This is a genomic window from Paenibacillus sp. FSL W7-1088 (genome assembly GCF_037969855.1).
In the GTDB taxonomy this organism is placed as follows: Bacteria; Bacillota; Bacilli; order Paenibacillales; family Paenibacillaceae; genus Paenibacillus.
On record NZ_CP150216.1, the window covers coordinates 2,933,330 to 2,945,916 of the forward strand.

Here is a 12,587-nt window from a genome sequence, read left to right on the forward strand (position 1 = left end):
AACCTTGAAATCCCATTGTTGAAGTTCTGCTGCAATGTTATAAAAAATTACACGGAAACCAAACGGAAATCCGAATTGACCGAAAAACAGGGGGAGCGTTCATGTCATTTGTGAAATCATTGTTTTTTCAAATCATTGTAGCGGTTATCATCGGGATTGGTGTAGGCATTCTGTGGCCTGATCTGGGCAGTCTGCTGCAGCCGCTCGGAACAGGTTTTATCAAGTTGATCAAAATGATCATTGCTCCATTAATCTTTATGGTGATCGTGACAGGCATAGCCAAAATCGGTGATCTGAAATCAGTTGGACGGATTGGGTTCAAAGCCATTCTATGGTTCGAAATCGCAACGACGGTTGCTCTGGTCCTTGGACTCGGCACAGCCAACCTGCTTCGTCCGGGTGCAAGCATGAACGTGGACCCCTCGACCCTTGATGCAAGTGGGATCGAAGCCAAAACCAATGGCTCTGAACTGCCGCATGTCGTCGACTTTATCATGAACATTATTCCAACAAGTATTGTAGATGCCTTTGCACAAAATGCATTGCTGCAAGTGCTGCTCGTTGCCTGTTTGTTCGGGACAGCCTTGGCAGCATCGGAAAGTAAGGCGAAGGAGAATGTGCTGACGCTGATTGAAAATGTATTGGGCATCTTGTTCCGCATTATTGGGTACATTATGAAACTGGCACCCATCGGAGCCTTCGGAGCCATGGCGTACACCGTTGGAGCGTATGGGGCATCTACACTTTCCTCTTTCGGTTTGCTGATTATTGCCTGTTACGGAGCAGCATTACTGTTTCTGGTGATGCTTGCACTGGCTGGCTGGTGGATTACAGGGCTGAACTTTTTGCAATTTGTAAAATATACACGTTCCGAAGTGATGCTGGCGATTGGCACAGGTTCCTCGGAAGTTGTTATGCCCCGCATGATGGACAAGTTGACCAAAGCAGGCTGTGATCGTGCTGTCGTCGGTCTCGTGGTTCCAACAGGGTACTCGTTCAATCTGGACGGAGCCTCGATCTACCTGTCGCTGGCGACCGTTTTTCTGGCTCAAGCGGTTGGCATTGATCTGACACTTGGACAAGAGATTACGATTTTACTGGTATTAATGCTTAGCTCCAAAGGTATGGCGGGTGTACCTGGCTCCGCATTCCTAGCTTTGTCTGCTACAGCAGCGGCCCTGAATGCATTCCCGGTAGCAGCTGTTGCCTTACTGCTCGGTGCGGATCGCTTCATGGATACGATGCGAGTATTCACGAATTTGATGGGCAACTGTGTTGCGGCATTTGTAGTTGCGAAATGGGAAGGGCTGTTGGACCAAAAACGCATGCGGGCTGTGCTTTCCGGGGAGATTAGTGCCGAAGAGCTGGAGAGAGAAGAACAAGCGTCCTTGTCCTCGGTGAAGTTGAACAAAAGGGAACAGGGGAAAGGAATGGTTTCGACGGACATGTTGTAAGAAACAGGAAGTGAACGAGCTTCGTATGAATTTTTAACTCATCATTTCTATACATTTAAACCGTCTGTTTATCCTCATGAAATCATGGGGGAACAGACGGTTTTTTTCGTTTCAGATACAGATATCATCGTGTTTACGAACGCAAGCAGCAAAATAATTGTTACAGAGGAATCATTAATGGGGAATGTGTAGAAGAGGAAAAAGATAGCATATTGAAGTTTCAACTTGTATATACATGTTTAGTTATGTAATATATAAATGAAGTTAGGCCAAGAGAACCACATAAGCAATACAATTTATTGGAGGCGTTAACATGAGTTCAACCAACACAACTTCATCATCGTGGTGGAAGACTTCCACGGTGTATCAGGTATATCCCAAGAGTTTCAACGATACAACTGGATCGGGTACCGGAGACATTCGGGGATTGACCGAAAAGCTGGATTACTTGCAGCACCTCGGTATTGATATCGTGTGGCTGCAGCCCGTATATGTCTCACCACAGCATGATAACGGTTACGATGTGGCGGACTATTATCGGATTAATCCGGATTTTGGTACGATGGAGGATTTTGACGAACTGCTTAAAGGTCTGAAGGCACGTGACATGAAGCTGATGATTGATATCGTGGTGAATCACTCTTCTACGGATCATGAGTGGTTCCAGCAATCGCGTTCTTCCAAGGATAATCCGTATCGCGATTATTATATTTGGAAGGACCCTGCTCCGGACGGCGGTGTGCCGAATAACTGGCAATCCAAGTTCGGCGGACCTGCATGGCAGTATGATGAGCAGACAGGACAATATTTCCTGACGTTGTTTGACAAAACACAGGCTGATTTGAATTGGGAGAACGAGCAGGTACGCCAGGAAGTACGAGACATGATCAAGTTCTGGGCAGAGAAGGGTGTAGATGGTTTCCGTATGGACGTCATCAATCTGATCTCCAAGGACCAGCGTTTCCCCGACGATGATGGTAGCGTTTCCCCAGGCGACGGACGCAAGTTCTACACCGATGGACCGCGTGTGCATGAGTACATTACAGAGATGTATGAAGAGGTGTTTGGTCCACACAATATGGTAACGGTTGGGGAGATGTCCTCCACTACACTGGAGCACTGTATCAAATATTCGAACCCTGCTTCCCGGGAATTCTCCATGACGTTTAACTTCCACCATCTGAAAGTGGATTATCCGAATGGACAGAAGTGGGAACTGATGCCTTACGATTTTGAAGCGATGAAACAACTCTTTAGTGAGTGGCAGACAGGTATGCAGGCAGGTGGCGGATGGAATGCGTTGTTCCTGAACAACCATGATCAACCGCGGGCGTTGTCTCGTTTCGCTGATGATGGCGATTATCGTGCGGAGAGTGCCAAAATGCTTGCTACGACCATTCATGGCATGCAGGGAACACCTTACGTATACCAGGGTGAAGAGATCGGGATGCCGAATCCGGTCTGGAACGACGTTAGCGAGTTCCGTGATATTGAATCGACCAATATGTACCGACTGCTTCAGGAAGAACGGGGCAAATCCGCCGAGGAAGCATTCCAAATTGTGAAAGAGCGTTCCCGGGACAATTCCCGGACACCGATGCAATGGGATGGAAGCGAGAATGCCGGATTTACAACAGGTACACCGTGGATCAAAGTGGATGAACGATATCCGTCGATTCATGTGGCTCAGCAGATGGCTGACCCGAATTCAATCTATTATCATTATCGCAAGCTGATTGCTCTGCGCAAACAGGTTCGTGTGCTGACCGACGGTCTGTATGAACGTTTGGACGATGCACATCCGGATGTATTCGCCTACGCCCGGACCAATGGAAGCGAAACGTTGCTTGTCGTGTCCAACTTTAGCAAGCGGGACGTAACTTTTACTTTCTCGGAGGCCGTCTGGAATGACCACATTGCGGGTAAATCCGCAGAGCTGCTGATTGGCAATACGGAGGTATCGCCTGCAGTCGAGCAAGTAATCTCCCTGAGCCCGTATTCATCCTATATGTGGCTTGTACCGCAACAGGACTAATTCACATTATATAAATGGGAAGTGACAATATGGCAATGGATAAAAAACAGGTTGAGGAGATCGTACGCGCGGTCGGCGGCAAAGAAAATATTGAAGCTGCAACGCATTGTGTCACACGCCTCCGGTTCGCCCTCTACGACGAAAGTAAAGTAGATACAGCAAGTCTGGAACAGAACGATCTGGTCAAAGGCCAGTTCTCCTCTCAAGGACAATTCCAGGTAGTTATCGGACCTGGGCTTGTGGATAAAGTGTATGATGAAATGATTCAGATTACCGGAGGCGAACGCGCTTCCAAGGATGACGTGAAGGCCGTTGCGGGTAAAAAGCAGAACCCGATCCAGCGTGCGATCAAAACGCTATCGGACATCTTCATCCCGATCCTGCCAGCCATCATCACGGCCGGTCTCTTGCTCGGTATTAATAACATTCTGACAGGACCAGGCATATTCTTTGATGGAAAATCATTGGTGGATGTATATCCGGCATGGAAGGACCTCGCATCTATTATTAATACCATCGCGAGCACAGCCTTTACCTTCCTGCCTGCGTTAATTGGTTGGTCCGCGGTAACAAGGTTCGGCGGCAGTCCGTTGCTCGGGATTGTCCTTGGTCTGATCCTAGTACATCCCGATCTGCTGAGTGCTTATGGCTACGCCAATGCAGTCAACGAAGGCACCGTGCCTACGTGGAATCTGTTCGGCTGGCATATTGAGAAGATCGGTTATCAGGGGCAGGTTCTGCCGGTATTGGTATCAGCCTATCTGCTTGCCAAGCTGGAGATTTTCCTGAACAAAAGGGTGCATGATTCGATCAAATTGCTGGTTGTTGCACCTGTCACTTTATTGATTACCGGCTTCCTGGCATTTACAATCATTGGTCCGGTTACGTTTGCCATTGCGAATGGAATTACATCCGGCTTGATCTATATATACGATTCGTACGCGGCTCTGGGCGGTCTGATCTACGGTGGACTGTACGCATTGCTCGTTATTACAGGAATGCACCACACGTTCCTGGCGGTAGACGTACAGTTGATTGGTAGCCAGGGCGGAACGTTCCTGTGGCCGATGCTGGCACTGTCCAATATCGCGCAAGGTTCTGCCGCACTTGCCATGATGCTTGTGCTTCGTGAGAAGAAAATGAGAGGACTTGCGGCAACTTCATCCGTCTCGGCCTTCCTCGGGGTAACCGAGCCGGCGATCTTCGGGGTGAATATCCGTTATCGTTATCCGTTTATCTTCGGGATGGTCGGTTCTGCGATCGGCGGTGTACTGCTCACGATAAATAATGTTCAGGCCACCTCTATCGGTGTAGGTGGGGTACCTGGATTCCTGTCCATTTTCCCGAACAAATGGGGAGTATTCTTCATCGGTATGGCGATTGTACTGGTTGTTCCGTTTGTACTGACTGTTATTTTCGGAAGAGCGAAGTTGAGAAAAGAAGACCGCAACGCAGATCAAGCTACTGTAGCTGGTGGTCAAACGCCTACAGCGAAATCAGCTTCTGGCACAACTACAACAAATGCAGTTGCAGAGCCACGCACACGCAGTGCTGCTCAGGTGGCGGATGAGCCTGTGAATACACTGGAAATCATGGCACCATTAACGGGTACAGCTGTTCCACTGGAGCAAGTACCTGATCCGGCATTTGCAGAGAAACAAATGGGTGAAGGGGTTGCCATTGAACCTTCTGGCAATCAGGTCGTTGCCCCGTTTGACGCTCAGGTTGCCCATGTCATCAAGAGCAAACACGCTGTCATTCTTGAGCACGCGAGTGGATTGCAGATTCTGATTCATGTCGGGATCAATACGGTATCACTCAAAGGCGAAGGTTTTAACATGCACGTTGAAGCTGGAGAGAAGGTAAGAGCCGGGCAAACGTTGCTTGAATTCGACCGTAAAGTGATTGAAGCTGCGGGCTATCCGCTCATTACGCCAATCATTATTCCGGACGGTCAGGACATGGTTGATCGAGTGGAGGTCACTACTGGTGATGTAACATCCAACCAGAACGGTGTGCTTAAGATTCATTTGAAAGGCTAAATTGACGAACAAATGGGGAGCTGCGATATTCGCAGCTTCTTTTTTCATCCTGATACCGAGATCAAGCTGAGCGCATGCCAATTTGTGTAGGGTGACCTTGATGCAGCTCGTTTTTTTTTATTTATATCGTGGTAAACTGTATCTAGAATGTATGTGGCAAAGTCTCATGTTCACAGCGATCGGAAAGCATGTTCATCAGGACTATGCATGTTCACGTTGAGAAGTTCATATGGTTCAAAGAGAGTGGCTAGTCAATGGACGGAGGAGGAGAGCCATGACTCGTGTTGCGGTAATGGTCATTCATGGTCTGGGTATGCAAAAGGAAAATTATGCGGATACACTGATTTCGCGTTTGCATAAGGAATTGGATCAGGTTATGGTGTTGCCGGGAGCAGCCAAACAGATGCTGGATATTGAGCCCGTATTTTGGGCTGACGTATTTGAGGATCGGGAAGAGGCGCTGTTTCAGCAGCTTGTCAGCTCTCAGGGATTGAACTATCAAGTGCTGCGTCGATTTGTTATACATTATCTGGCTGATGCCGTCGCGTATCAACCTGTGGAAAATCAAGGGCATAACTATGATGCGGTACATTATACGCTGAATCGGGCGATGCACGCACTTGCACAGCGGAATGGGCCAGAAGCTCCACTCTGTATCATTGCACATAGTTTGGGCGCGGTGATTGCAAGTAATTTTTTCTATGATCTGCAATATCCGTCTAGTCGCACACCTTCCATCGTGGATGTTACTTCCGCATTGGAACGGGGTGATACCTTAACGAACTTTTATTCCTTTGGAACGACGTTACCATTATGGAGCTTACGTTACAATGATTTTAGCCGACCGATTCAGGTTCCTTCACCGTTGGCAGGGCAGTACTTTCCTGGGCTGGAAGGGGAATGGATTAATTTCTATGATCGGGATGATATTCTGGGTTACCCGCTGCGACCTATTGATCCGGCCTATGAGGCAGCGGTCAACGAAGACGTGGAAATTAACTCTGGCGGTGTAATCGGGAGCTGGAATCCGTTGAGTCATGGCGGATATTTCTCGAATGGAGCTATGAATCGCAGAATTGCACAAGGTTTGGCGCGAACGTGGACGTGGGTGAATCGTGGATCAGGTTAAATACGGGAAATGGAAGGAGGACGATAATTATGGAATGCAGGACAGGCTGTGCCGCATGCTGTATTGCAATTTCGATCTCATCGCCGATACCCGGAATGGCTGACGGTAAGCCGGCAGGTGTGCGCTGTGTGCAGCTGACGGAGGACAATCGCTGCGGAATCTTTGATCAGAAAGAGCGCCCTGCTGTATGCAGCGGATTGCAGGCTTCGGAAGAGATGTGTGGCAGCACGGATCAGGAGGCATTTGAACGATTGAGCTGGCTGGAGCAGGAAACTGCACCGAGTTCAGCGTGACAGAGTTGTTTTAAGGGAAAAGGATAATTATACTTAATATGGAAGGGGTTTGAGATAAGAAAGGGGTATGGGATGAATGGAACTTGCCAAACGGTTTGTAATGATCGTTGTGAATATGATTGGAGAACTGTGGATGGGATTCTACAGGCGAAACTCAGACTTCTATGACAAGCAGACATCAGGGGCAAAAAGCAAACTTGGCTATTATGCATTTATTATTGGGACGGCAGTTGTAACCGTAGGCATTGTAAGCTGGATGTATAGTCGGGTTTATTCATAACTTGAGTATACACATAAAAGAGAGTATCCGCAGGTTGGAAATCAGGCGGATACTCTCTTTGCTATGTCTACTTATTATTTACGTGATCGAAGAGCGGGTAATCGCATCTTTTTTCCTCAACATATGCATGAGAATCATCTTAAGAAGTGAAGAGACGATAAAGAATATAAATAAGATGCGAAACAACTGATATCCGGACACCACCGATAGGTTGGCATGGACTTCATGGGCCATGATGCTCATCTGGTCCATTCCGCCAGGTGCCATGCTCAGCAATGATGTAGCCGCCGAGAGGGAGAACATCTTCGTTAATATATAGCTCAAGCCAAGCGAACCTGCAATGAGGAGAACACTGCTCGTGATTGCGATTGTTACGGTCTGCATCTTGCGTTGCAGCTGCTGAGGACGAAGCATCAGACCCACATGACTGCCAATCATCAATTGCGAAATATTAAGCAGGGACGACGGCAGATTGGGTGTGTGCATCGTTGTGCTTAATTGAATAACACACATGACGATCATGGGTCCAAGCATAAATGCTGTCGGAAACCGAAGCTTGCGTGCAAACCATGCACCAGCGACACAGAGCGGGGCATAGAGCAAGATTTCGGGAAAGAGTGCTGCCCAAGTTGCTATCTCGATCATTGGCTGATCCGTGCCTCCACCTGTCGTTCCGCCGATCCATGGACTGAACAGCAGGAACGGAGCACAGAATACAATCATGATCAGCCGCGTGACCTGCAAAAAAGTAACGAGCGTCAGATTGATGGATTTCATCTCATCCGCAAGGGAGACCATCTGGGACAGTCCGCCAGGAATGCTGCCAACCAGCAGGGAGGGGAAGTCAAAGTCTGTCAGCTTTGAAGCAGCATAAGCGGTTAATGTACATAATCCGATTAAGAGCAGGGTCATGAGCAGCATCATAGGCAGCTGGTGCAAAATGCCTTGCAGCGCTTCTTCCGTCAGTGTTAATCCGATAGAGTAACCCACGATTAGAATACCGTAGTCTCGAATGGAAGTGGGCCACACGAGCGGCAGCTTGGCAATCTGTGAACCAACCAGCATAAAAATCATCGGGCCAAGAAGCCAAGGGATGGGGGTATGTATTACTGTAAATAGTAACCCGCCAAGAACAGAGACACCTAAACTTAGAAAAAAACGAAAGACAATGTGGGAACCGAGCTTGTGCATCAGTTCCATCCGCGTTGTCTTTCGGCTGCATGAGGTATATTGAAGTACATGTAAGATCACTCCTGATGATAAGATACAATGATTGATCCTTGGACGGTGATTGGCTCATTACGAAGCAGGACAGGGAGCTGATTCATCCACTGTCCTGCTGAATGGTTATCATTTATCTGTTCGCCGCGAGAACACGGGCAGAAGGCTTCGGTTCTTTGAACATCATATAGTACATCAGCGAGGAAATCACGTATAAACTGCCTGTAATGCTGAACGTGATCGCGTAACCCCAATACGTGCCATAAGTGGTCACGAGATAGGATTGAACGGGTCCCATCGTAGCCCACCCAATCATAAATGCGGTCTGCATCAGTGAATTGGCGATTCCTCGGCGTTTGTCCGATACTCTGTCCACCAGAATGGCGGATTGAATCGGGTTGGCTGCATTCATCAGCGCTTGTCTGAATAAGAAACTGACTGAAGCGATGAGCAGCAGATTCGTGAAGCCGGTCAACAGCAGGAAGGGCAGTGACATGACCTGAAATATGACGACCGCTCGAACACTTCCCACCTTAGCAGCAAGTGTAGGTCCAATCAGCATTGATACAATGGTCATGATCTGACCCAATGAAATGAGCAGACTCATGGCACTTAAGGATACCGAAAAACGGTTGGTGAAATACAGATTCAAATAAGGCACAACCAGTCCGGAGCCAAACCCGATTAATAATTGGGTTATGACAAATTGACCGATCAAACGGGAATCTTTCTTTTGGCTTAGAGTATCGTTCTTGCTGCCTTGTTCTGAGGAATGAACGACACCCTGTTTGCCATCCGTTGCAGATGTTGCAGATTCAGTGACAGGTTGCGCCGGAGTATCCGCTTGTGGTGCCTTCTTATCCTCGGATACAAACAACATCGGAATAAACGCAACCAGTGTAGCTGCCCCACCTACGAATAATACCGTCTGCAATCCAGTGACTTTGGCAAGACCAGCCGTATGAAGCAGGTCTGCAAAAACGCCACCACCCAAGCTGCCGAGTACCTGAGAAGCGAGTACGAGGGAAGAGTAGTAGCTGAACATCTTCAGTCGTTGACTTTTCTTCACATTCTCAGCGAGGAAGGGAATGGCCAGTACCTGAAATACGCCAGCGAAAAGTCCTGAAAATACAGCAAACCAGATCAGTCCGCTGGCAGAATAATCGAAGGAACGGCCAATCAGAAAGATTCCACTGAACAATGCGCCGGTAATCAGCAGCCGCTTCCGGCTGAAGAAATCGCCGCATAGTCCAATAGGAACAAACATAATCGCTGTCGCAAGTGATTGAATACTTACAATCTGGCCGTTCATTGTATCATTGTAGCCGAGACCCTGAATGTACAGATTGTACAAGACAGAGAACATGCCATTTCCGATCTGATACAAGATGCTTGCCAGAAAAAACAATTGAATATTGCGGGACCAGCCCCGAATTTCAGCATGAATCTGTTGTAGAAGTCTCAAGTGGTTTCCCCCAGTCTGCCTGTGCAGTAATTTTAGTTTAACAGGAATGGGGGATTTGCGGAAGAATTGACCGCTGTTTATTTTGCAGTAGGGGATTCCAGCACTCGGGCAATCACGAATCCATCGTAGCCTTTACTGCCTACAGTTTGCAGTGCGGTAGCTTCAAGACGCGGGTTATCTGCAATTAATTTCAGGAAAGACTGAACGCCCTTAACCCTGTTGTCCGTACTGTCTGCATTGATAACTTCACCGTCCCTGACGATGTTGTCGCCAATAATCAGACTTCCTGGACGTGCCAGACGCAGCGCCCAACGCAAATAGTCTGGATTACTCGGTTTGTCAGCATCGATGAAGATAAAATCAAAGGGCTCTCTGTACTCTTCCTGAACGTCGGGAAGGGTAGTCAGGGCAGGACCAACTCGAAGGTCAACCTTGTGCATAAGTCCTGCACGCGTGAGGTTGGCTTGTGCCATCTCTGCATGGCGTGGATCTGCTTCCAGTGTGACAATATGTCCGTGTTCGGGAAGGGCTCTGGCCATCCAGATCGTACTGTATCCGCCAAGCGTCCCGATTTCCAGCACACGTGTTGCGCCCTGTATTTGAAGCAGGAGCTGAAGCAATTTCCCTTGATTAGGCGTTACATCATGAGCAGGCAAGCCGGCTTCTACATTGGTACGTAGGGCCTGCTCCAGCAGGGAATCCGAGGGGATTAATAAGGCGTTCAAATAATCGTCGACTTGAGTCCAGGTTTGCTGTTGAGTAGAACCATTCACATTGTTCATCGTTATCTGTTCCTTTCCAATTGCCTGTATTGGATTTCATACTTCAACTATAAAGTGAACAGATACATAAATAAAATATATATTATGTATGTTAATATAAGTTTAGATTATATAACTTCAAGTAAAGAAGGTGCAGCGGTTGAATTTGCACGGATTACGATTGTTTCATGCCATCGTGAGATATGGGGGAGTCACGCGGGCGGCGGAAGAACTCAACATTAGCCAGCCAGCGGTATCCTCTCAGGTGAAGAAGTTTGAGCGGGAGTTGGGCATTCAACTATTTGCTTCGGAGGGGAGAAGACTGGTTCTTACCGATGCTGGAATGCAATTAACAGGCTACGCGGAACGTCTGTTCATGCTGGAGCAGGATGTCGAGAACTTTGTGCAGGATTTTCGGGCAGGCAAAAAAGGTCTGATTCGTCTTACCGCTACCTATTTGCCCTCGAATTTTCTGCTGCCGGGCTGGATTGCCCGCTTCAAGCAAATGCATGAGGATGTGGAGCTGGTTGTGAGCACAACCAATACCCGGATGGCTTTTGACCAACTGCTGCGTTATGAGGCCGAGATTGCGGTTTATGGTGGAAGTGGCATTACACATTCAGGTATCCATTGGGACGAATTGTTTGAAGATGAAATGTGGTTTGTAGTACATCCCGATCATCCGTATGCGGGAAAGGAAATTGAGCTTCGGGAGATGGTGGCGGAGCCCTTCATTATGCGTGAAGAAGGAAGCGCTACACGAGAGCGTCTCGTGTCTCTTTGCACAACTAATAACCTGGCCGCACCCCGTATTGCGCTTCAGTTTAATGGGTTGAACGAAACGATTAGTGCGGTGAAGGCAGGTTATGGGGCCAACTTTATTTCTTCTCTGGTCGTAAAGGAAGATGTGCAGCAAGGCAGACTGGCACGTGTATTCGTTCGAGGTGTACAGTTGAAAAACACGGTAGCCGTATGTACACGAGCAGGGGAAGTGTTATCTCCAGCTGCACAGCATCTGGTTGAACTCATCAGACAGGAAGCATCAGTAATGAAATGAAATATTTGGGGAATTACATGAGAGCTAACTTTGAAAGTCATCCGTCGACGCTGCTTTGGTTGTTCCTCTGGAGTATAACCGTGCGAAAAGGGTGACTCCACCAACGATCAGAACAGGTATCCAGACTGCCATCATGGGTACGTGGTGGAACAACATCGCAGCTAGAATAACGCCGCCCAAATAGATTACAACGGCACCAGCACGAAGGTAGGCATCTGCTGATAGCGCTTTGACCAGCGAGCGGATATTGGCGTGTCGCAGTCGCTGAAGAATGCTTACCGCATCCTCAACCACGGCGGCCAGATTATTGGTGAGCACGGTCGTCGAGATACCGGCAATTCCAATGCGGCGTGCCGCAGTCGTTTGCATCCCCATAGCTGTGGACAGCATGGCAATCAGCAGATAGGATAGTTGTTCCGAATAAGGACTGATCATGGCGAATGCAAAGAGCAGAAGCAATATACTTTCTACAGTGAACACGGCGGTGACCCGGGAAGACCAGCCATTTTTCGTCTGCACATGTCCAATCATGTGTGCAGCGATGGCATTTCCGGCAATAAAACCAATGAGGGCGAGGAGTGCACGCAGCACAACAAACTCCTGAGCACGGGCAATCGCGATCCCCAGAAGCACAATATTACCTGTCATATTGGCTGTAAGCACATGCCCCAGTCCCAGGTATCCGATCACATCGACCATTCCGGCAGACATGCATAGCAGCAGCATCGCGTACTTTTGGAGGGTATTTTGTTTCATGATCATCCGTCCTTTCCCAAAAACGTAACCCCTCCAGTATACATCCACAACGCGTGATTCTTCAAAATGAAGCTCATGATCAAATGCAAATTTT

Annotated in this window: 11 protein-coding genes; 7 read left to right on the plus strand and 4 right to left on the minus strand. The window is 48.2% G+C overall.

Going from position 1 to position 12,587, the window contains the following annotated elements:
* Positions 1-101 precede the first annotated feature (101 nt).
* The 6 genes from dctA (at position 102) to MKY42_RS13605 (ending at position 7,233) form a co-directional block, all read left to right on the plus strand.
* Positions 102-1,454: a C4-dicarboxylate transporter DctA gene (dctA, locus tag MKY42_RS13580; protein ID WP_111619012.1), complete on the plus strand. Its 1,353-nt coding sequence runs from the start codon at positions 102-104 to the stop codon at positions 1,452-1,454.
* A gap of 313 nt (positions 1,455-1,767) precedes the next feature.
* Positions 1,768-3,489, plus strand: coding sequence for an alpha,alpha-phosphotrehalase (treC, locus tag MKY42_RS13585; protein ID WP_339851727.1), 1,722 nt, complete (start codon positions 1,768-1,770; stop codon positions 3,487-3,489).
* A gap of 29 nt (positions 3,490-3,518) precedes the next feature.
* Positions 3,519-5,531: a PTS system trehalose-specific EIIBC component gene (treP, locus tag MKY42_RS13590; protein ID WP_179265058.1), complete on the plus strand. Its 2,013-nt coding sequence runs from the start codon at positions 3,519-3,521 to the stop codon at positions 5,529-5,531.
* Positions 5,532-5,805: 274 nt separating this feature from the next.
* Positions 5,806-6,660, plus strand: a complete 855-nt coding sequence (locus MKY42_RS13595) for a chemotaxis protein (RefSeq protein WP_090896785.1) — start codon at positions 5,806-5,808, stop codon at positions 6,658-6,660.
* 29 nt (positions 6,661-6,689) lie between these two features.
* Positions 6,690-6,953, plus strand: a complete 264-nt coding sequence (locus MKY42_RS13600) for a YkgJ family cysteine cluster protein (protein ID WP_339851730.1) — start codon at positions 6,690-6,692, stop codon at positions 6,951-6,953.
* 76 nt (positions 6,954-7,029) lie between these two features.
* On the plus strand, positions 7,030-7,233 hold the full coding sequence (locus MKY42_RS13605; RefSeq protein WP_090896787.1) for a hypothetical protein: 204 nt from the start codon (positions 7,030-7,032) through the stop codon (positions 7,231-7,233).
* A 78-nt stretch (positions 7,234-7,311) separates the two neighbouring features.
* Here MKY42_RS13605 and MKY42_RS13610 read toward each other — a convergent pair whose 3' ends face one another.
* The 3 genes from MKY42_RS13610 to MKY42_RS13620 form a co-directional block, all read right to left on the minus strand.
* Entirely contained in the window at positions 7,312-8,433 is a 1,122-nt protein-coding gene (locus MKY42_RS13610) for an AbrB family transcriptional regulator (RefSeq protein WP_256222014.1), read from the minus strand.
* A gap of 154 nt (positions 8,434-8,587) precedes the next feature.
* Entirely contained in the window at positions 8,588-9,919 is a 1,332-nt protein-coding gene (locus MKY42_RS13615) for an MFS transporter (RefSeq protein ID WP_090896790.1), read from the minus strand.
* 77 nt (positions 9,920-9,996) lie between these two features.
* Positions 9,997-10,701 carry an O-methyltransferase gene (locus tag MKY42_RS13620; RefSeq protein ID WP_339851733.1) on the minus strand — a complete coding sequence of 235 codons (705 nt, stop codon included), beginning with the start codon at positions 10,699-10,701 and terminating at the stop codon, positions 9,997-9,999.
* A 139-nt stretch (positions 10,702-10,840) separates the two neighbouring features.
* On the opposite strand from MKY42_RS13620, the gene MKY42_RS13625 reads away from it, so the two are divergent.
* A complete protein-coding gene (locus MKY42_RS13625) occupies positions 10,841-11,737 on the plus strand; it encodes a LysR family transcriptional regulator (protein WP_090896796.1) in 897 nt (298 codons plus the stop codon).
* Between the two features lie 24 nt (positions 11,738-11,761).
* Here the strand turns inward: MKY42_RS13625 and MKY42_RS13630 are convergent, their stop codons facing one another.
* Positions 11,762-12,493 carry a YoaK family protein gene (locus MKY42_RS13630; protein ID WP_256222015.1) on the minus strand — a complete coding sequence of 244 codons (732 nt, stop codon included), beginning with the start codon at positions 12,491-12,493 and terminating at the stop codon, positions 11,762-11,764.
* Positions 12,494-12,587 lie beyond the last annotated feature (94 nt).